The organism is Aeromonas media (assembly GCF_000819985.1).
In the GTDB taxonomy this organism is placed as follows: domain Bacteria; phylum Pseudomonadota; class Gammaproteobacteria; order Enterobacterales; family Aeromonadaceae; genus Aeromonas; species Aeromonas media.
This window is the reverse complement of record NZ_CDBZ01000144.1, coordinates 15,108-35,634: the sequence shown is the minus strand read 5'-3', so window position 1 is coordinate 35,634 and position 20,527 is coordinate 15,108. Positions and strand designations below refer to the sequence as shown.

Annotated in this window: 14 protein-coding genes and 1 tRNA gene; 7 read left to right on the top strand and 8 right to left on the bottom strand. The window is 59.1% G+C overall.

From position 1 onward, the window contains the following. The 3 genes from BN1127_RS21520 to BN1127_RS12620 form a co-directional block, all read right to left on the bottom strand. Positions 1–716: IS1595-like element ISAs23 family transposase (locus BN1127_RS21520; protein WP_082030088.1), on the bottom strand; the 716-nt coding region annotated here is incomplete at its 3' end. Between the two features lie 716 nt (positions 717–1,432). Continuing rightward, the gene (locus tag BN1127_RS12625) at positions 1,433–1,747 is read right to left on the bottom strand and encodes a helix-turn-helix domain-containing transcriptional regulator (protein ID WP_041206074.1); all 315 of its coding nucleotides are present in this window, start codon (positions 1,745–1,747) and stop codon (positions 1,433–1,435) included. A 5-nt stretch (positions 1,748–1,752) separates the two neighbouring features. Next, positions 1,753–2,088 carry a type II toxin-antitoxin system RelE/ParE family toxin gene (locus tag BN1127_RS12620; protein WP_005328266.1) on the bottom strand — a complete coding sequence of 112 codons (336 nt, stop codon included), beginning with the start codon at positions 2,086–2,088 and terminating at the stop codon, positions 1,753–1,755. A 225-nt stretch (positions 2,089–2,313) separates the two neighbouring features. On the opposite strand from BN1127_RS12620, the gene BN1127_RS12615 reads away from it, so the two are divergent. Further along, on the top strand, positions 2,314–2,871 hold the full coding sequence (locus tag BN1127_RS12615) for a recombinase family protein (RefSeq protein WP_171268792.1): 558 nt from the start codon (positions 2,314–2,316) through the stop codon (positions 2,869–2,871). A gap of 103 nt (positions 2,872–2,974) precedes the next feature. After that, positions 2,975–4,654 (top strand): SEC-C metal-binding domain-containing protein, encoded by a 1,680-nt coding sequence (locus tag BN1127_RS22135; protein ID WP_042649701.1) that lies wholly within the window; start codon positions 2,975–2,977, stop codon positions 4,652–4,654. A gap of 108 nt (positions 4,655–4,762) precedes the next feature. Here the strand turns inward: BN1127_RS22135 and BN1127_RS12605 are convergent, their stop codons facing one another. The 3 genes from BN1127_RS12605 to BN1127_RS12595 form a co-directional block, all read right to left on the bottom strand. Next, on the bottom strand, positions 4,763–7,540 hold the full coding sequence (locus BN1127_RS12605; protein ID WP_042649700.1) for a UvrD-helicase domain-containing protein: 2,778 nt from the start codon (positions 7,538–7,540) through the stop codon (positions 4,763–4,765). A gap of 216 nt (positions 7,541–7,756) precedes the next feature. Next, a tRNA-Thr gene (locus BN1127_RS12600) sits at positions 7,757–7,832 on the bottom strand. Between the two features lie 86 nt (positions 7,833–7,918). Beyond that, positions 7,919–8,659 (bottom strand): phosphatase, encoded by a 741-nt coding sequence (locus BN1127_RS12595; protein ID WP_042649699.1) that lies wholly within the window; start codon positions 8,657–8,659, stop codon positions 7,919–7,921. A 463-nt stretch (positions 8,660–9,122) separates the two neighbouring features. Between BN1127_RS12595 and psrA the strand changes: the two genes are divergently transcribed. The 4 genes from psrA to BN1127_RS12575 all read left to right on the top strand — a co-directional run bounded on the left by psrA (position 9,123) and on the right by BN1127_RS12575 (position 16,423). Next, positions 9,123–9,776, top strand: coding sequence for a TetR family transcriptional repressor PsrA (gene psrA / locus BN1127_RS12590; protein ID WP_025327582.1), 654 nt, complete (start codon positions 9,123–9,125; stop codon positions 9,774–9,776). 47 nt (positions 9,777–9,823) lie between these two features. Continuing rightward, on the top strand, positions 9,824–12,148 hold the full coding sequence (locus tag BN1127_RS12585) for an acyl-CoA dehydrogenase (protein WP_042649698.1): 2,325 nt from the start codon (positions 9,824–9,826) through the stop codon (positions 12,146–12,148). A gap of 163 nt (positions 12,149–12,311) precedes the next feature. Next, a complete protein-coding gene (locus BN1127_RS12580; protein WP_042649697.1) occupies positions 12,312–15,374 on the top strand; it encodes an efflux RND transporter permease subunit in 3,063 nt (1,020 codons plus the stop codon). A 14-nt stretch (positions 15,375–15,388) separates the two neighbouring features. Continuing rightward, complete coding sequence (locus BN1127_RS12575; RefSeq protein ID WP_042649696.1) at positions 15,389–16,423, top strand: efflux RND transporter periplasmic adaptor subunit; 1,035 nt, start codon at positions 15,389–15,391, stop codon at positions 16,421–16,423. A 66-nt stretch (positions 16,424–16,489) separates the two neighbouring features. Here BN1127_RS12575 and pyk read toward each other — a convergent pair whose 3' ends face one another. Further along, positions 16,490–17,929, bottom strand: a complete 1,440-nt coding sequence (gene pyk, locus BN1127_RS12570) for a pyruvate kinase (protein WP_042649695.1) — start codon at positions 17,927–17,929, stop codon at positions 16,490–16,492. A gap of 161 nt (positions 17,930–18,090) precedes the next feature. Continuing rightward, positions 18,091–18,945: a MurR/RpiR family transcriptional regulator gene (locus tag BN1127_RS12565; protein ID WP_171276452.1), complete on the bottom strand. Its 855-nt coding sequence runs from the start codon at positions 18,943–18,945 to the stop codon at positions 18,091–18,093. A 348-nt stretch (positions 18,946–19,293) separates the two neighbouring features. Between BN1127_RS12565 and glk the strand changes: the two genes are divergently transcribed. Beyond that, positions 19,294–20,262 (top strand): glucokinase, encoded by a 969-nt coding sequence (gene glk / locus BN1127_RS12560; protein WP_042649693.1) that lies wholly within the window; start codon positions 19,294–19,296, stop codon positions 20,260–20,262. The last annotated feature ends 265 nt before the right edge of the window (positions 20,263–20,527 follow it).

Below are 20,527 nucleotides of genomic sequence, written 5' to 3'. Positions count from 1 at the left end.
CTTCGCCGGAATACGCAGAAACTGGCATACGCGCCCGCACCATCGCTACACAGTACCGCGTCAGGTGAAACCAAGGGCTTCAAGACCGCTATCACTGTTTCGGCATTCATCTTATCCAGCTGAAAATCCGCATGGTGGCCTGCCCGGTCTTGCACCACCATCACCGGAATGTAATCCGGTCCGGTTCCACGGGTTCGCCCTTTACCACCGCGATGCCGTGGCGGACGCGGCAGTCCCCGTTGCCCCTTGAACGATTCGAGGAAGAAGGTCTCATCAACCTCAACGATGCCCTCTTCCCGTGTGGCTTGATGAGTTGCCATCGCGCGCAAGAAGCGGTGACGCCAGAGGAAGGCGGTATTTTTGCTGACGCCGCAACGCAGCGCTGCCTGACGGACGGTCAGCCCTTCAATGAGGGCTTGCGCGTAGTCTTCCCAGCACTGGGCTTTGCGCAACCTGGCCAAGGGCGTCTTGGTGAGCACGGTGCTGGTGCGCAGACACAGTTTGCAACGGTAGCGGCGCAGTCCCCGACTCCATCCCCAAGGCGCCAGCTGAGCAGGATCGGCCTGACAATGAGGGCAACCGCTGCATGCTGGTAACTGGGTATTGAGTGAGGTAATGGCGTGTGGCGCCGTGAGCTCCTGCTGGGCAACACGGCGCTGGCGCAGGGTAAGCAGTGGAAAGAGGGATAACAGGTGTTGAAAGGCTGGGGTATCCATGATGGTAGACCTCAAGGTGATGGCCTACTTCAAGATTAGCCTTTCAACACGTAATTGGGACAGAGCCAAGCAGAAGGGAGAGCGGCTCTCATGGGGACTGGAAGCCAGTGAGAGCGATCAGAAGGTCCGCGTTATTATTGAACGCGAATGACACCGAGAAAATACACGGAAGAGGTTGGCTTATGGGAAAGGGTAATACTAAAGCGGATAAGCTTGCCAAAATCACAGCCGAAACAGAGAGGCTTATTCGTTCTGGTGAGCGCAAGGCTAGCAAGGGTTCTGCTGGCTGCGATGTAGCGGCACAAGACGCCATCGTGGACCAGTCCGGTGGCCTTGAGATGTCGGAGCTCGAAATGCCAGAGGACTTTGATCTGGACTGCGAGCCCACCGAGGCCGTCATCGAGCGCCTCGAGCGCGAGTGCGGCACTGGCTCCTGACCTTTCAGGAGATCAGCGACAGCCCGCCCTCCTGGACGCTACTATCAGCGGGAGTCCTGGGAGGGCACCATCATGAAACTGACCATCCTGGCCCTGGCGGTCATCCTACTCGCGGATCCGGCGATCGCTGGGGATGCGGGCACTTGCTACACCATCAGCGACCCGGATGCACGGGTGCTGTGCCTAGCGCGAGCGCACCAAGATCCGGCGAGGTGCTATGCAATCAAGCGCGATGACTTGCGGGCTGAATGTAGAGCCGAAACTCGCACCCAACAGAAATCAGGCTGATATCGCCGCAATTCGTGAAATAGGGAATCCTGTCGCCGATGCGAGCGCTGCAACGCGCTTGAACGATGGATTACCTGTCGGTGAAAGCGATTTATAGAGTGATTCGCGGGATAGTCCGGCACGCTTGGCAACGACGCTCATACCACCGGTTGCCTCGATGACGTGGCGTAGCGCAAGCATGAATGCCTCGTAACCGCCCTCCTCATCAATTTCAACGAGAGCTTGATGTAGATAGATCGGCGCAAAAGCTGGATCGTCTTTCAGCATCTGTACCATTGCGTCGTCATGAAGAACTGATTTTGCCATGACCTTTACCTCTTGAAATCTTTATAATCATTGAGATACCCGACTGCGGTATCAATATCGGCGTCTTGTTTTTTCTTTGTGCCGCCGAGCAGTACCAGATTCACTGCACCATCTGCTGGGTCGGTGACGTAGCCAAAATACACGCGATATCCAGGCCCTTGATCAATGCGCAACTCTGACACACCATCCCGGCAAACCTTGCAGTCGCCATAGTTTCCGGTTGCCATCCTGGCGACTCGCGTGGCGATCATGGCTTTGGCTATGGGATCTTTTATGCTGCGCAGATACTCGTCAAAAGGGTTGCGGCCATCATCCGTCTTATAGTGTCTGATTATTGGCATATAGTAGCCTGTAGTTAACGTCAACCTGATTGTACCTTATAGGATACGATAAGCAACACATCCCGATTACCCTGTGCTGATCTGGTTCTTATTGTTGGCTCAAAAAGTGTACCTTATGACCTATTCAGCCAGCACCCTAAACCAACTGGCTCAAAACTGTTGTTTTTATGTGAGCCATTACTATATTTAGAGCTATAGATTGTGAGCCAACCAAAGGGGCACATCATGGCGGTGATCGGGTATCTCAGGGTCAGCACGGGCGAGCAGAGCATTGGGGCTCAGCGTCACAGCATTGAGCAGACTCACAAGGTGGAGACCTGGTTTGCGGACGAGGGTGTATCAGGGGCAGTGGAGGCGCTACAGCGTCCAGAGTTCGCCGAACTGTTCAAGTTCATACGCAAGGGCGACACGTTGATCGTTCCTGCAGTAGACCGTCTTGGTCGCAATACCATCGACGTGCTGGATACCGTTGAGGCACTGCAAGGTAAGGGCGTTTCAATCATCAGTCTGCGGGAGGGGTTCGACCTGTCCACGCCCATCGGCAAAGCCATGCTCACCATGTTGGCGGCTGTTGCAGAGCTGGAGCGCTCGAACATCAAAACCCGTCAGATGGCCGGGATCGCCAAGGCGAAGGCAGAGGGCAAGGCGCTTGGGCGTGAAAAGACGATTGACGATGCCGCCGTCGCTATCTGGCGTAAAGAGAACACAGCGAGCATTAAAATGACAGCTGAACACTTCGGGATATCGCCTGCTAGCGTGAAACGCGCTTGTCGGGCAGCGTAGGTGAATGCAGGATCGCCTAGTCAATAGGAACGCAGTACCGCCTTTATCCCTGATGGGATTTGCTGGCTGGCTCCGCTATCAACGCAACGCACTGAGATTTTCCATGAACGACATCCAACTTGCAGATGGTGCTTCCACTGAAATAGGCCGACTTTACAGAGACGCAAAGGCGTTTAGTATTGATGCTCCCGTACAGGCACTGTTGTCACTGCGTGGTCTGGCTGCAACATTTTGTGACTGCCTAGACCATGGCTTAACGGGGCTAACGCTAGCCGACAAAATAACCCGTCTTGACCAACAGGAAATGCTCAAGCCAAAAGTGAAACAGCAATTACGATTGCTGCAGAGCAATGGAAATAAGGCTGCCCACCCAGAAAATTTCGACTACGTTGAACTGGATCTACCAGCTCGCGCGGCTGAAGCGTTGGTCGCGGCGAGGAACCTGATTGAGCACCTCTATACCGTTAGCCATCGGGATGTGCCGGAGTATGAGGTAGCAGAAATTGAGTCAGGGGCTCTCAAAGAGATGTGCGTCCGCGCGATGCTTGATCAGGACATCGACGCCATGAATCAGGCGGGCAAATATTTCAAGGAAAGGGCAGATCAACATTCCAAAATGGGGGGGCCGCTTCATCCCGATGGATACCCTCTTGAAGCGAAAGAAGATATCGACCATGCAATGTTCTGGTTCAAGCGGGGCGCTGACAAGAGACATCCCAACTGTCTTTACGAGTACGGACATTATCTAGCCAAGCAGTTGTTTCATGATAAGGAGCAGATCAATCAGGGAGAGCTCTTCATCGCACGGGCGGCGCAAGCGGACCATGCCGATGCGATTGTCTATGCTGCTCAGGGGTCGCTTGAGGGGCGGGGCATTTTCGATCGTGATGAGGTCTACGCTCACGAGCTTTTTAGCCGCGCAGCGAAGTTAGGCCATCCAGTCGCGCTTTCTCAGCTTGGTACCATGTATGTGAATGGCATCGGGTGTGAGCCAGACCCTATTATTGCCGCGCAGCTAATCCTGCAAGCTGCGCAAGCTGGTTTTCCTCATGCTCAGTACAACCTCGCTGTTCTTTACTTGGATGGTGCTGGGGTGGACAAAAGCGAAAAAGAATCTATCCGCTGGCTTAAGGAAGCTGCTGCTCAGGATTTGCCCAATGCGGTATATAAACTTGCCTGTTTCATTCGTGAAAGCAGAATTCCGGATCGTCCTGCTAGCGATGCAGAGGCTGAGTTTGAGCGGTTGATGGCCTTTGATGAATTTAGAGCCCGTGCAGCTCTGTCTGTGGCTGAAATGATCTATGAACGTACTAGCCAGCGGCCTGACCTATTGCGTGCTGCAAAATATCTGCAAGACTGCTTTGGGGCCTTATCAATAGATGGTGACCCGACAAATTTGCGTGGCAAATGCTTGTTGGCCTGTAAAAAAGTCGTTGGGCGTCTGAGAGAGCAGATCAACGTAAATGGGCCAGACAGTTCACTTGACATCCTCACCTTGTCATTCTTCGAGCAGTTCCTTATCCCAGCATTTGACAAAAGTGCCCGGGAGAGTGTGCTTATTAAACAGCATGTCGAATTGGGCAGCGTGTCGAGTGAGCAGGGTGTGAAACAGTTGCTGAATAAAGCCTGCCTCAATCCACAACCGACACGACAAATATCTCTGGGGATAGCACGGAAGACTACTTTGCGTACTATTTCCAATAATCAGCAACAGGGACGAAACGAACGCTGTTACTGTGGTTCCGGGAAAAAATTTAAAAAGTGTCACGGTCGTGAAACGTGACCGTACAGTGGAAATGGCGCTGTGAATAGCCCCCAACGCTTCCTCAAACATCTTGTGCTCGGTAAAATCACCGTAGTTTTGTGATGGTAGGGAACGGTGAGTGTAGGGCTACGCAGCGAACGGTGATGGATGGCGGGGCTTCTTGGGCTTGAAGCTACAGGCCGGAAAATTAGAGCAAGATCGAAACTTCCCATACGGCCCGGTGCGCAGCACTAACACGCCTTGTTTGCAGGCCGGGCAACTCTCCTCATGGATAACGTTCCCATCGGTGTCGGTGATTGAAACAGCCCCGTCATCTGCTAACTCACGCAGGAAGCTAGAGTAACGTCCACGAACGGTGAACATTGCCACGCTGCGCCGAGCTCGAGTCAGAGCAACGTAGAACAATCGCCGTTCTTCTCCCTGCGGGAAATGGTCCCCGCTGGGCATGGCCAGGGTTAGCACGGGATCATCGGCACGGGTGTTGGGGAAGCTTCGCCCACGCAGGACACTGAGCATCTCGGGTAGGATAACAAAGTCCGCCTCGGCGCCCTTAGAGCGGTGGATAGTCAAGAACGATACATCCAGCCAACGCTCAAAACGGGATTTACCTGCTGGCAGGTATTGGCGATCGGCGTTGTAGCGGCCGAGCACGTAAACCGAAACCTTGCCATTGCGGCCTAGGGGGATTGTGCCGTCGCGAACCCCCTCCGCCAACGTCATTACGAACCGGTCGACCGCATCGGCCAGCCTCTCTTTGTTGTCCACCTGGAAGGCTTCGAGCACTGGGCCTTGAGCCGGGGTGACGGAACGTACCCGTTTGGCAATCTGAGCGGGGTTCTTGGACACGAACGCACTGGACACGTCGCACAAGGTTTGCGGGCAGCGGAACGTTTGTTCCAGCTTGAGTACTTGCCCATGGCCGAACCACTGCCGAAAGGCGGTCATCACCGACACATCGGCACCTGCGAAGCGGTTGATGGACTGCCAGTCATCGCCCACAGCAAACAGGAACCGACCAGGCTTCTGGACTAAGGCGCGGCACAAACGGGCACGGGCCCGTGAGGCATCCTGGAACTCATCAGCCATCACCAGCTCATATGGCGCTTCATAACGATTACTCTCCAAATGCTCGGCTGCCAAGTTGAGCATGTCTTCGAAATCGATGCCGTCCTCGGCCGCCAAGGCGGCATCCCAAGCCTCCATGATAGGGATCGTGATATTCAGGAACATCCTGTGGCGGAACTTGAACCCGTCCTCTGGCATGGCGTCCAACCGCTGATGCAGGGCTGAAAATGTTAAACAGTTGCTTTTGGCATGGCTGATGAACATGCGCACCAGCCCGGTCAGATCGGCCGACTCCATTGGCTGTTGTCCACCCTGAGGGATCTCCCGATCCGGGTTAGGGTCTAATAACACGCCACGGGAAGTCAGCTCGGCTGCCAACCGATCAAAATCATTGCCGTTGCGAAGGCCGTGGGAGGTGGTCTCGAACAACGAGGTGCCCATCTCACTGTGCTTCTGGCGCTTCCAATGGACCCCTGCCATATAGCCCTCAAAGTGGGCAGGTGGCATGCCTTTTGCGTCAAGAGCGAAGTGTTCGTGGTACAAGTCCAGGTCGGGGTAGTAAAAATCAGGCTTGTATTGGCGATGGTCTTCATCGGCGGTGCTGTGCTTGTAAGGTTCTTCGTAGCGGTAATTCACCCCGTTGTAGAAAAGCCAGTTGGCGATGATCGCCTCTTCTTGGCTCTTCACCGTCTCGCCACGGGCAGTACGGAGCAGACCATTGCCTTGGCCGTCCCATAAGTCGACATTTCCTGGTGATCCCAATGAGGGCAGGTCTTTTCCGAATACTAAACGGAAAAGATCCCAATACATTCGAAATGCCGTGGAGCGGTCTTTCAACTGGTCGATAATGTCGGTCAGCTTGCGAAAGCCGCCTACGGTATCGGTTGCCCAGTCCGGGATGTCCGGTTTTTCGCCCGTAGCCTTGCCAATGATGCGCAGGCCCAAGGCATGAAAGGTCGAGGCCTCTACCGTAACTCCCGACATACCCAAGCGCTCGAATGACTTGGCGGCACGCTCTTTCAGCTCTTCCGCAGCTTGTTTGTTGAAAGCCAGCAACACGATACGCTCGGGAGCCACAATCCTCCGGTGGATCGCGTAGGCTGCCTTGGCCACCATGGTAGAGGTCTTACCGGAACCTGCCGAGGCCACTACCTGCACCCGGTTGTCAAAACAGATGACGGCTCGGGCCTGCTCCACCGTCAAGGGCTTACTCTCCACCCGATCGAGAAGATCCTTACAATCTTTCAGTTCCAATTCGGTGTGCGTGAGGTTGAGCTTTTTCCAGGTAGGATAGGGGTCGGTTTCCCATGCGATTAAGGAACGCTCCACCGCATTGGCCTTTGAGCCTAGTCGGTCCATAACACCAGGTTTCTTCAACCTGGTCCGTATGGCATTGGCGTCCACTGAAGGGCGTGCCGCCATCACGGCGGCTTGCTGTTCATGAGTGAACCACCGACGCGCTTGCTGGCAGTGTTGTTCCTGGCAGGTTTTGAATTCCAGCCATTGCTCGATTGTTTGGAGAGTACCCAGAAGAAACGCTACGTCCTCACGTATACGCTTTTCAGCGAGCAGTAAGTTCAGAACGTGGGTTAGGGCTTCGCCTTGAGTGTTGGACAAGCCATCTACTTTTACCTCCGCCCCTTGTCCTGGAAAGAGGGTAATACCCGTCCAGAGCATGCCTGGTTGGATGCGATAAGCTGCCTCTTCTTCGACATGCGCCCGGTGAATACGCCCTTCGGTCGTCAGTACCAGTTCGAGGCCATCCAAGCAGAGATGCCAATTTAACGATCCTGTCAGTTGTCGCCCAAAGAAAGACGGTTCCCACTTTGTCACTGCCATTTCGACTAATCCTGAATTTTGCCATCCAATTCAAATGGCACTTATCGTCCATGCCTGTGACGAATGATCACAGGTCAAGCGCTGATGGCTTCTACTGGTTCATTTCGACGACTTGTAGTGGATTAACAAGTCTATGGCTGTACCCGAAACGTAACCCCGGTGTAACCCCGGGCCTAAAGCTAACAAGGCTCGCATCGCTGCGAGCCTTGCTATATCTGGTGCCGGTAATAGGAGTCGAACCTACGACCTTCGCATTACGAATGCGCTGCTCTACCAACTGAGCTACACCGGCTTGTCCCTAGATTCCCGAAAATGTGCAGGTAAGTCAATGAGACTGGGCTGTTTTTATGAGCCTGCTCATGGAGTTACGGGCACAACTCAGAGATCGACGAATTCCGGAATGTGGGCGCGGCCACGGCTCTCGAGAAACGCGAGCAGGGCGCGGGGAGAGCGTGCCAGGATCCGCTCCTCGGGGAAGCCGACCTCGGTCACCAGCCGGTGGCAGTGGTCAAAGTCCCCCAGGCTGAAGGCCACGTGGGAGTCGGAGCCGAAGGTGAGGTAGGCACCCAGATCGCGCGCCGCCTCGACGATGGCGCGGCAGTTGCCTTCACTGCCCGGACGGGAGTGACTGAAGGAGGAGTTGTTGATCTCCAGCGCTACCCGATATTCGGCAGCGGCCCTGACCACGGCCTGGATGTCGATGGGAAAAGCCGGGTTGCCCGGGTGGCTTATCATGTCGACCCGGCCGCTCTTGATGGCGTTGATCATGGCCTGGGTATGGGTTGCCTGATCGCAGGGGGGAAACACGGGCTCATGGAAGCCGGCCATGATCATGTCGAGGCGCGACTCGTAGCGCTCGGGGAAGTCTATTTCGCCGTCGATGTTCTTGATGTTGGCCTCGATGCCGCGCAGGATACCGACCCCGTCCACGACCCTGGGCAACACGTGCAGATTGACGAAATGCCAGAAATGGGGCGCATCGGCCATGTCGGGACCGTGATCCGTGGTGGCAAAGAGCTTGATCCCCTTGGCCTTGGCGATGGGCAGGTAATCGTGAATGGTGCTGTAGGCATGGGTGCTGGCGACGGTGTGCGTGTGGGTATCGACCTGATACTTCATCTTCTCTCCCCTCTGGCATGAGGCGCCAGCATAGCAAAATTGGCGGACTCGGGCCATGTGGCGGCTTGCCATACTTTGTCACAAATTACGCCAGGACTGACAAAGTCTGACCACCTTTGTCTGCGAGCATAGCCCCATCGATGCAAGCCTGAACTCTCATCGATGAGTCGAAACTGGATGATTCGACTCACTTTTCCCCACCGTCGCCCCTGCGACGGTTTTTTTTTGCCCGCAATCTTCGCCGCCACCCTGATAAAAAAATGCCCAACTAGCATGGCGCAAGTTGGGCGAGACTTAATGTTTAATTGCAGTGGCATAGATATAGAGTCCGACCTGGCCGCTAAGTTCCCATCTTGTTCCCGCTTTTTTGGTTGAAAACATTTCGCCAACACCTGTTCACATTCTCTTGACATGACTGGGCGTGAAACGTAATTTTTAAACATTCGTTTAAGTGAGGTGTCCAGTGAGTAAAATCGATACCAAAAACCGTATTCTCGATGCCGCCGAGGTGCTGTTTGCCGAGCGGGGATTCGCCGATACCTCGTTGCGTCTGATCACCAGCGAGGCCGATGTGAACCTGGCCTCGGTCAACTACCACTTCGGCTCCAAGAAGGAGCTGATCCAGGCGGTGCTCGATCGCTACCTGAGTATCTTCATGCCGGCGCTGGATGCGCGCCTGCAGACCCTGATGGTGCAGGAGCAGCTGACCCTGCTGCAGGTGTTCGAGAGCTTTGTCGATCCCCTGATGAAGCTGGTGGCGGTGCGGGCCAACGGCCCGGCGCTCTTCATGCAGTTGCTGGGGCGCGGTTACATCGACAGTCAGGGCCACCTGCGCCGTTTCATCACCACCCACTACGGGGCGACCCTGCACGGGATCACCCAGGCGATTTCCAAGGCCAACCCGGCCCTGTCGCCGGCGGATCTGTTCTGGCGCCTGCACTTCACCCTGGGCACAGTCGTGTTCACCATGGCTTCCGCCGATGCCCTGCGTGACATCGCCCAGGCCGATTTTGGCCAGCAGCTCGATGTGGAAGGGCTGGTGCGCAACGTTATTCCTTATCTGGCGTCCGGTGTCGGGGCGCCCGTGGAGTCGACCAGGCTCTCCCTGGCCGTGTAACACCTAACAATAATCAACGGAAACAGTGAAATAGAAGGAACTTCGGTATGATCACATTGCTTGTCCTGCTGGTGCTGGCGATAGCCGTGGTGCTCGGCGTGCCCGCCATCCGTAAAAAGGTGGTAACCCGTCCCGTGTTCGGCATCTTCAAGAAAATACTGCCGCCCTTGTCGGCCACCGAGCGGGAGGCCATGGAAGCTGGCTCCGTCTGGTGGGATGGCGAGCTGTTTCGCGGCAACCCGGACTGGAAGAAACTGCATGGTTACGGCAAGGCCGAACTGAGCGCCGAGGAGCAGGCCTTCATCGACAATCAGGTCGAGACCCTGCTCGCCATGGTGGACGACTTCAAGATCGTCAACGAAACCAAAGACCTGCCGGAGCCGGTCTGGGACTACCTGAAGAAGGAAGGCTTCTTCGCCCTGATCATCCCGAAATCCTACGGCGGCCGCGAGTTCTCGGCCATTGCCAACTCCACCATCGTCACCCGCATCGCCACCAAGAGCCTGAGCGTGGCGGTCACCGTCATGGTGCCGAACTCCCTCGGCCCGGGTGAACTGCTGATGCACTACGGCACCCAGGCCCAGAAGGACTTCTGGTTGCCGGGGCTGGCCAACGGCAAGGAAGTTCCCTGCTTTGCCCTGACCGGTCCGGAAGCGGGCTCGGATGCGGGCGCCATCCCGGACAAGGGGATCGTCTGCAAGGGCATGTACAAGGGGGAGGAGGTCCTCGGGCTTCGCCTGAACTGGAACAAGCGCTACATTACGCTGGCGCCTCGCGCCACCGTGCTGGGTCTGGCGTTCAAGATGTACGATCCGGACAAGTTGCTGGGTGACAAGGAAGAGATCGGCATCACCTGTGCCCTGATCCCGACCAACCACCCGGGTGTGCGGGTCGGCGATCGCCACTACCCCATGGGGCTGGCGTTCCTGAACGGCCCAACCTTCGGCAAGGATGTGTTCATCCCGCTCGACTGGATCATCGGTGGCCCTGAATACGCGGGTCGCGGCTGGCGCATGCTTGTGGAGTGCCTCTCCGCCGGTCGCGGCATCTCGCTGCCTGCCCTGGGTACCGCCTGTGGCCACATGGCGAGCCGCACCGTGGGCGCCTACTCCTATGTGCGCAAACAGTTCGGCATGTCCATCGGCAAGTTTGAAGGGGTGCAGGAGGCGTTGGCCCGCATCGGTGGTCTCACCTACCAACTGGAAGGGGCACGTCGCATGACGGCAGGTTCCCTGGATCTCGGTCAGGCACCCGCCATCGTCACCGCGATTTCCAAGTACCACATGACCGAAATGGCGCGCCAGATCATGGATGACTCCATGGACATCCATGCCGGTCGTGCCATCCAGCTCGGCCCGAAAAACTACACCGGCTACGCCTACATGGGCATTCCGGTCGCCATCACGGTGGAGGGGGCCAACATACTGACTCGCAACCTGATGATCTTCGGGCAGGGTGCCACTCGCTGCCATCCCTACGTGTTTGCCGAACTGGAAGCCGCCGCCGACACCGACGTGGAACGTGGCCTCGAGAAGTTTGACGCCCTGCTGATGAAGCACATCGCGTTCGGCACCGGTAACTTCTTCGGTGCCCTGTTCCAGGGGCTGACCCTGGGGCAGTTCAACAATGCTCCCGTGGGAGGCGAAACCGCCCGCTACTACAAGCAGCTCTCTCGCATGAGTAAAGGGTTGGCCTTGTGTGCCGACGTCTCCATGCTGATGTTGGGTGGGGATCTCAAGCGCAAGGAGATGATCTCCGCCCGTCTGGGTGACGTGCTGAGCCACCTCTATCTGGCCTCCGCGACCCTCAAGCACTACGAGGATCAGGGTCGCATGGTCTCGGATCTGCCGTTCGTGCAGTACGCGGTGGAGCGCAATCTTCATCTCATCGGCAAGGCGTTCGAGGGCTTCTTCCAGAACTTCCCGAACAAGGTGGTCGGTGCCGTGCTCAAGCGTGTGGTGTTCCCGTTCGGTGTGGGCTACAAGATGCCGGCGGACGATCGCTGCCACGCCATCTGTCTGGCCATGATGACGCCGGGCGAGTTCCGCGATCGTCTGACCGCGCTCTGCTACGTGGGCAAGGATGACGCTGACCCTGTTGGTCTGATGGAGCGTGCCTTCCAGGCCATGGTGGCGGTGCAGCCCATCGAGAAGAAGCTGGTGCAGGCCCAGAAAGAGGGCAAACTGCCCCGCAAGATGGCCCTGCCGGAGCTGGTGGCCGCGGCCCTGTCCCAGTCCATCCTCGGCAAGGAGGAGGCGGACAAGCTGCTGGCCGCCGATGCCCTGCGCTACGAGGCGATCCAGGTGGACAACTTCGCCCCGGGCGAGCTGGAAGGGCTGTCTCAACCGGCCCCGGCGGTGCACGCCGCCTGAGTCTGATGCTCGATTGCAGAACCGGCCCATGTGGCCGGTTTTTTTGTTGTTTAACCAGGCATTTACAAGGCCGATTAATTCCAGTTTAATGCAATGGCCCCCACCCTTGGGGCAGGAAGCAAGGCCAGCGGAATGGCCGATAACAACAACTCAGGAAGAGTGAATGAACCTCGCCAAAACGGCGATCGAACGCCCCATCTGGGTGGCGGTCTCGGTCGTGCTTATTTTCGTGCTGGGCCTGCTCAGCATCGGGGGGCTGCCGATCCAGCTGTTCCCCGACATAGACCGTCCCCACCTCAACATCTCGGTGAGCTGGCGCTCCGCCTCGCCCCAGGAGATGGAGTCGGAGGTAACCGACCCCATCGAGCAGGAGATGCAGGGGGTGCAGGGGCTGAAAAGCATCGGCAGCAACAGCTACCCCGGCTTCACCGAGATCAACATGGCGTTTGCTCTCGGCACCGACATGCAGCGGGCCCAGCTCGACGTCATCTCGCGGCTTAACCGGGTCTCCGGCCTGCCGGACAGGATCGACGGCCCCTACGTCAACAACTACAGCAGCAACGACACCCTTACCTTCTTCTTCATCCAGCAACTGCCCGGCGCCAAGGGGGTGATCGACGATCATCAGGCGCTGATCGAGGCGCGGGTTAAGCCGGAGCTGGAGCGGATCCCCGGGGTTTCCACCGTGGAGGTAGAGGGGATCAACGAGCGCCAGATCCAGGTGCGTTTCGACCCATACCGCGCCGCCGAGCTGGGGGTGGAGATCCCGGTGCTCGCCAGTCGGGCCAGCACCGACTGGGACGTCTCCGCCGGCACCCTCGACATCGGCCGCTGGGAGTACAAGCTGCGCTTCGCCGGGCGCTACGATGTGGAGACGCTGGGGGACAAGGTGGTGGACTGGCGAGACGGTCTGCCCATCTACCTACGGGACGTGGCCGAGGTGCGATTGGCCCGGGAGGATAACCCGGTACTGCGCATCCAGAACGGCAACACCGCCATCGCGGCCCAGATCTTCAAGGAGAGTGGCGCCAACGCCCTGGCGGCACTGGAGGGGATCAAGGCCAAGGTCGGGGAGCTCAACCGTGAGGTGTTGGAGCCGGTCGGCCTGCACATGGAGCAGTCGTTTGACGCCTCCCTCTACATCAACCGGGCGGTGGGCATGGTCACCGCCAACCTGGGGCTGGGGGTGCTGCTCTCCTGCGCCATCCTCTGGGTCTTCCTGCGCCAGCTCAAGGCGACCCTGATGATAGCGATTGCCATCCCCATCAGCATCATGCTCACCTTCTGTCTGCTCAAGGTGATGGGGCGCACCCTCAACGTCATCTCACTCGCCGGCATCGCCTTCGCGGTCGGCATGGTGCTGGATGCCGCCATCGTGGTGCTGGAGAACATCTATCGCCGCACCGAGCCGGGGGATGTCAGCAAGGCGGAGGCGGCACTGGAAGGCACCAGCCGGGTGTGGACGGCGCTGGTGGCCTCCACCCTGACCACGGTGGCCATCTTCTTGCCGGTGCTCTTGCTCAACGACGTGGAAGGGCAGCTGTTTGCCGATCTTGCGCTGACCATCGCCTGCGCCGTGACCGTCTCCATGGTGGTGGCTGTGACCGTACTGCCCGCCGTGGCGGCGCGCTGGATGGGGCGCGAGCGACTGGTCGACCCCTATGACGGGCTCTGGCGGCGCACCACCTGCCACGTGATCCGCTGGACAGCGACTCCCCATCGGCGCTGGACCATCATCATCCTGATGATGAGCCTGCCCGTGCTTGCCAGCTGGCTGCTGCTGCCCAAGATGAACTACCTGCCGGACGTGAAACGTGACGCTATCGACGTCTGGATGAGCTTCACCCCGGGGGTCAACCCCAAAGCCCAGAGGGAGGAGGTGATCGATACCCTGATCGCCCGCCTCGACCCTTACATGAGAGGAGAGAAGGAGCCGGCCCTCAAGAACTATTACATCTTGCGCTACCCGGGTGGCGCCCAGATCGGGGTGCGCCCCAGAGACGAGACCCGGCTCAAGGCGCTGGAGCAGCTCCTGATGAAACAGCTGCTGGTGGGCATACCCGATACCCGGGTCTTCGGCGGCCAGGGCTCCTTGTTTGGCGGCTTCGACAGCGAGAACGGCATCTCGTTGCTGATCCAGGGTGGCGAGTTGCCAGCGCTCTATCAGGCGGCCAGAGAGAGCATGGCCATGGTGCAGCGCGACTTGCCGGGGGCCCAGATAAGGCCTGAGCCAGGTCTCGACTTCACCGCCCCCGAGCTGAGGCTGGTGCCGCAAGACAGGCGTCTGGCCGAGGTAGGCTGGGATCGCACCCCCATGCCCACCATCATCCAGACCTTCGGCGACGGCCTGCGGGTCGGTGAGTATTTCGATGGGGAAGACAGGCTGGACATCCTGCTGATAGGGCAGAGCTCGGCCAATCCGGATGAACTCAAGGCGGTGCCGCTTGCGACCCCATCCGGGCGCATCGTCCCCCTTGGCGAACTGCTGCGGGTGGAGCCTGCTCTCGGGCCGGAGAGCATCTTCCGGGCCGATGGCCGGCGCAGCATCCAGCTCATGATCACCCCACCGGAAGGCATGAGCATGGAGCAGGTGCTGGAGACCCTGCAGAGCAAGAGTTTTGCCACCATCAGACCCATACTGCCGGCTGGCGGGGAGCTGCAGATCGCCGGCAATGCCGACAGCCTGCAGCAGGCGCTGGACAACCTGGGCAGCATCTTCCTGTTTGCGGTGCTGATCCTGCTCATCCTGCTGTGGGGAGTGTTCGCCTCCCTCAAGGATGCCGTGCTGGTGCTGCTGACCTTGCCCCTTGCCGCCGTCGGCGGTGTGCTGGCGCTGCGTCTGAGCGGATTGCTGGTGCCGCTGCCGATGGATCTGCTCACCATCATCGGCTTCGTCATCCTGCTGGGGCTGGTGGTCAACAATGCCATCCTGCTGGTGCACCAGACCCGCATGGCCGAGCGGGAAGGAATGAGCCGCCAGTCGGCGGTGGCCTATGCCCTGCAAAGCCGGATGAGGCCCATTGCCATGACCAGCCTCACCAGCATCTTCGGCATGCTGCCGCTGATGCTGAGCCCGAGCGAGGGCAGCGAAATCTACCGCGGGCTCGCCACCGTCATCGTCGGCGGCATGAGTTGCAGTACCCTGTTCACCCTGGTCCTGTTACCCGCCCTCCTGCGGCTGGGTGAGCGGGTCGACGCGCCCCACGCCATCCGGCAGCGGGCCTGAGAAGGAGCCTATCGATGATACAGATGTTCACAAGGATGATGATGACCCTGGCCCTGCTGGCAGCAGGGCCTGCCGGGGCAAAGGTGGTGACCCTGGCGGCCGTGACCCAGGGGGAGGCGGGAGCCAGCATCTGGGTCAGCGGCACGGTCGCGAGTCGCCAGCAGGCGGCGCTCAGCGCTGAGGTGAGCGGCCGGGTGGAGTGGATAGCCGAGTTTGGCAGCCGGGTCAGCAAGGGGGATGAGCTGCTGCGTCTGGACGCGGCCACCCTGCGCCTCTCCCTTGAGCAGTCACGGGCAGAACAGGCCAGAGAAGCAAGCAACCTGCGCTACGCACGTGCCGAGTTCCAGCGGCTCGAGCGACTGCACCAGCAGAAGAGCGCCTCCCGGAGCCAGTACGACAAGGCGCGTTACGACGTGGAGCAGGCCGAACTGGCCGAGCAATTGGCACGGGTACAGGTGCGCCAGATCGAGGCGCAACTGCAGAGGACCCACATCTTCGCTCCCTTCGACGGTGTGGTGAACGAGCACTTCATCCAGCCAGGAGAGCACGTGGATGCGGGGGAGCAGGCGCTGGAGCTGGTCAATCCGGATCAGCCGGATATCCGGCTGCGGGCCCCCATTGTCTGGGCCAGTCAGTTGGAAGATCAGGCCAGGTTGCGGGTCGAGGGGGAGCAGATCAGCAGCCACGCCACCTATTACCAGCGGGCGGCCAGCGCCGATCCCAAGTCGCGGCTCATCGAGCTGCGCCTCAGGCCCGAGCCGGGCAGTTTCATCATCGGCTCGCCGGTGCGGGTGGCGCTGCCGCTGGGGGAGCAGCAGACCATGCTGCTGCCACGGGATGCCCTGGTGCTCGGCACCGAGGGGAGCGTGGTCTATCAGGTGGAGCAGCGCGGCGAGGCGCTGACCGTGAACCGGGTGCCGGTGACCGTGCTGTTTGGCGACAACCGGCAGGTGGCGGTGAGCGGGGCGCTCAAGCTGGGGGACCGGGTGGTGGTGCGCGGGGCAGGCAGCCTGCAGGATGGGGACAAGGTGGAGCTGTTTCGTGGTTGAATCGGGTATGACGCCATAAAAAACGGCTCCCGCAGGAGCCGTTTTTGTCGATGTCCAGGCGAGTGATTACTCGACCATCATCACCTTGCAGGTGTTGGTACTGCCCACGGTTTCCATCTTGTCGCCATGGGTCAGCAGCACCATGTCGCCGCTCTGGACCAGGCCCTTGGCTTTGAGCACGTCGAGCGCCTCGCGGCACACCTCGTACACCGGCTTGCTCTCGTCGCCGTCGAACAGTACCGGGGTCACGCCACGGTAGAGGTTGGTCCAGGCCAGGGTCTTGTTGTGGGGAGACATGGCGAAGATTGGCAGGCCGGAGCTGATGCGGGACATCAGCAGCGGGGTAGTGCCGGATTCGGTCAGCGCCACGATCGCCTTGACCCCTTCCAGGTGGTTGGCCGCGTACATGGTGGACATGGCGACCGCCTCTTCCACCGAGGTGAAGGTATAGCTCATGCGGTGGTTGGAGACATTCAGGCTAGGGTGCTTCTCGGCGCCCACGCAGACGCTGGCCATGGAGGTCACGGTCTCGATGGGGAACTGGCCGGCGGCGGTCTCGGCGGAGAGCATCACCGCATCGGTGCCGTCCAGCACGGCGTTAGCCACATCCATCACTTCGGCACGGGTCGGCAGCGGGGCGTTGATCATGGACTCCATCATCTGGGTCGCGGTGATCACCACCCGGTTCAGGCGACGGGAGTGGCGGATCAGCTTCTTCTGCACGCCCACCAGTTCGGGATCGCCGATCTCGACGCCGAGATCGCCACGGGCCACCATGACGGCGTCGGAGCCAAGAATGATGTCTTCCATCGCCTCGTCGCTGGCGACGGTCTCGGCACGCTCGACCTTGGCCACTATCTTGGCGTTGGAGCCGGCTTCACGGGCCAGTTCGCGGGCGTAGCGCAGATCATCGCCGCTGCGGGGGAAGGAGACGGCCAGGTAGTCCACGTTCATGCGGGCGGCGGTCTTGATGTCTTCCTTGTCTTTCTCGGTCAGGGCCGGTGCGGAAAGACCACCCCCTTTCTTGTTGATGCCCTTGTTGTTGGAGAGAGGCCCGGCCACTGTGACCGTGGTGTGAATGCGGGTGCCTTCGACCTGCTCGACTTTCAGTTGCACGCGGCCATCGTCCAGCAGCAGGATGTCGCCGGCCACCACGTCGTTTGGCAGACTCTTGTAGTCGATGCCGACCTGCTCCTGGCAGCCTTCGCCCTTGCCGAGGGCGGCATCGAGAATGAACTTGTCACCGATGGCGAGGTAGACCTTGCCATCCTTGAAGGTGGAAACGCGGATCTTGGGGCCTTGCAGGTCACCCATGATGGCCACATGACGGCCCAGCTTGGCGGCGATTTCACGCACCTGGTTGGCGCGCTGGATATGATCTTCAGGAGTGCCGTGAGAGAAGTTCATCCGCACCATGTCGGCACCGGCGCGGATGATCCCCTCGAGGATGCCGTCGCGATCGGTCGCCGGACCGAGTGTGGTTACAATCTTTGTACGTCTTGGCATGAAAGACTCCAATGTGAAGTTGATATGACTTGAAATACTGCCCCGTCAAGCATGTGGCATGGCGCCTGCTTGCAGGCCATCTGAGTGGCCTTGTGTTATTAAATTACGATACTACACCAAGCCAGGTGGCATAGACAGTCGGGGGCGGACCCCCGAATGATTCAGGAATTATGCGGGGTATCAAAGCGGGATTCGCGCAAACCTTCTTTGACTTTCTTCAGGTTTTCGCGAAATTTCATGCCACGGCGCAGGGTGAAGCCGGTGGCCAGCACGTCCACCAGGGCGAGCTGGGCGATGCGGGACGCCATGGGCATGTAGACGTCGGTGTCTTCCGGCACGTCCATGGAGAGCACCAGGTTGCACTCGCGGGCCAGGGGGGAGTCCTTGGCTGTCATGCCGATGACGGTGGCATCGTTTTCACGGGCCAGGGCTGCGATCTCTACCAGTGCCTTGGTGCGGCCGGTGTGGGAGATCAGCACCACCACATCCCCTTCACTGCTGTTGATGCAGCTCATGCGCATCATGACGATGTCCTCGAAGCTCACCACGGGGATGTTGAAGCGGAAGAATTTGTTCTGGGCATCGCGGGCCACGGCGGAAGAGGCGCCCAGGCCGAAGAAGCTGATCTTCTTGGACTGGGTCAGGATGTCGACGCAGCGGTTGATGGCGGAAATGTCCAGGCTGTTCTTGGCCGCATCGAGGCAGGCCATGGTGGATTCGAAGATCTTGGCGGTATAGGTGTCTGGCCCGTCTTCCGCCTCTACGTGGCGGTTCACATAAGGGGTACCGTTGGCCAGGCTCTGGGCCAGGTGCAGCTTGAAATCGGGAAAGCCCTTGGTATCGAGACGGCGGCAGAAGCGATTGACGGTCGGTTCGCTGACATCGGCCAGCTTGGCGAGGGTGGCAATGCTGGAGTGAATGGCGGTCTGGGGCGACGCCAGGATCACTTCAGCCACCTTACGCTCTGATTTACTGAAACTTTCCAAATTGTTCGTAATTTTATCGAGGGTATTCATCATTACCACCAGGCATTTTTGTAATTTAACTTCAGTGTCTGTGCACTAAATTCACAGCTCAAGCAGGTTTCCAATCTACTTAATGACTATACAAGACAAGCGCTTATCGGAACTAATCTCGTCCCTACAAAGTATGACTCATGTCTAATTATTTCGTGCTTTTGGTTACAAACTTCCATCTGTCCCTTGAAAACGCTTACAAATGTTGCAAAGCAACAACACTGTGAGCGGGCGCACAGTTGCATTCATCCGACGCACCGCAAGGGAAGGGGCTCGGGTAGTATTGCAACCAAATAACAATGTCGGGACGGTAAGGGCCGCCCCGAGTCGGTAACGAAGGAGTTTGTTATGCAGCATACCCATGCGCTGGTGGGCGACGTAGGCGGTACCAATGCCCGGCTGGCCCTCTGCGAGTTGGCGACGGGCGCCATTTCCCAGGCAAAGACCTATTCCGGGCTGGCCCACCCCAGCCTCGAGGCTGTGGTGCGCCTCTATCTGGAGGAGCATGGCGTCAAGGTGGGCGAAGCCTGCATCGCCATCGCCTGTCCCATCAATGGCGACTGGGTCGCCATGACCAACCACAGCTGGGAGTTCTCCATCCACGAGATGCAGACCAACCTCGGCCTGGATCGCCTGCAGGTGATCAACGATTTCACCGCCGTCTCCATGGCGGTGCCCGTGCTCGGTGAGAGTGACCGCATCCAGCTCGGCGGCGCCGCCCCGGTGGCTGGCAAGCCCATCGCCATTTATGGCGCAGGCACCGGCCTTGGGGTGGCGCACCTGGTGCAGGCGGGCGAGCAGTGGCTCAGTCTGCCGGGGGAGGGGGGTCACGTGGACTTCGCCGCCAACACGGAAGAGGAAGATGCCGTGCTGCAGGTGATGCGTGGCGAGCTGGGCCATGTGTCTGCCGAGCGTTTCCTCTCGGGCCCGGGACTGGTCAATCTCTATCGCGGCCTGGTCAAATCCGACGGCCGCGAGCCCGAACTTTTTGCCCCCAAAGACATCACAGAGCGGGCGCTGGCGGGTGACTGCCTCGATTGCCGCCGCACCCTGAGCCTGTTCTGCGTGCTCATGGGCCGCTTTGCCGGCAACCTGGCCCTCAACCTGGGCACCTTCGGCGGCGTCTACATCGCCGGCGGCATAGTGCCCCGCTTCCAGGAGTTCTTCATCGGCTCCGGTTTTCGGGTCGCCTTCGAGGACAAGGGGCGCTTCAAGCCTTATCTGAAGGACATCCCGGTGTTCCTCATCACCCATGAGGGCCCCGGCCTGCTGGGGGCGGGCGCCTATCTGCGCCAGTCCCTCGGGATCCGCCTCTGAGGCGGATAAAGAATGCACAAATGGTTCAGTCCCGATTCAGTGACCCTGGCGTAGAGTGACATCACGTACTCAAGAGGGCAGGGTTTCACAGGGAATTGGAAGCTGTCTTCATCCGCTGGGTGCGAATTGTCACCTGACAAGCCTGAACTGTTTCACCGGCCCTTGCGGCCGGTTTTTTTATGTCTGTCCACCTGATGTCGTGGCACTCCCCCTATGAGGGCACCATAGGGGACGCCGTATCCAGGAGGATGTGGCAGGGCCGGTG

Excerpts from the sequence above, each read along its gene's own strand:
- BN1127_RS12625 (WP_041206074.1), bottom strand. The coding sequence starts at position 1,747 with ATGGCAAAATCAGTTCTTCATGACGACGCAATGGTACAGATGCTGAAA.
- BN1127_RS12620 (WP_005328266.1), bottom strand. The coding sequence starts at position 2,088 with ATGCCAATAATCAGACACTATAAGACGGATGATGGCCGCAACCCTTTT.
- BN1127_RS12615 (WP_171268792.1), top strand. The coding sequence starts at position 2,314 with ATGGCGGTGATCGGGTATCTCAGGGTCAGCACGGGCGAGCAGAGCATT.
- BN1127_RS22135 (WP_042649701.1), top strand. The coding sequence starts at position 2,975 with ATGAACGACATCCAACTTGCAGATGGTGCTTCCACTGAAATAGGCCGA.
- BN1127_RS12605 (WP_042649700.1), bottom strand. The coding sequence starts at position 7,540 with ATGGCAGTGACAAAGTGGGAACCGTCTTTCTTTGGGCGACAACTGACA.
- BN1127_RS12595 (WP_042649699.1), bottom strand. The coding sequence starts at position 8,659 with ATGAAGTATCAGGTCGATACCCACACGCACACCGTCGCCAGCACCCAT.
- BN1127_RS12585 (WP_042649698.1), top strand. The coding sequence starts at position 9,824 with ATGATCACATTGCTTGTCCTGCTGGTGCTGGCGATAGCCGTGGTGCTC.
- BN1127_RS12580 (WP_042649697.1), top strand. The coding sequence starts at position 12,312 with ATGAACCTCGCCAAAACGGCGATCGAACGCCCCATCTGGGTGGCGGTC.
- BN1127_RS12575 (WP_042649696.1), top strand. The coding sequence starts at position 15,389 with ATGATACAGATGTTCACAAGGATGATGATGACCCTGGCCCTGCTGGCA.
- pyk (WP_042649695.1), bottom strand. The coding sequence starts at position 17,929 with ATGCCAAGACGTACAAAGATTGTAACCACACTCGGTCCGGCGACCGAT.
- BN1127_RS12565 (WP_171276452.1), bottom strand. The coding sequence starts at position 18,945 with ATGAATACCCTCGATAAAATTACGAACAATTTGGAAAGTTTCAGTAAA.
- glk (WP_042649693.1), top strand. The coding sequence starts at position 19,294 with ATGCAGCATACCCATGCGCTGGTGGGCGACGTAGGCGGTACCAATGCC.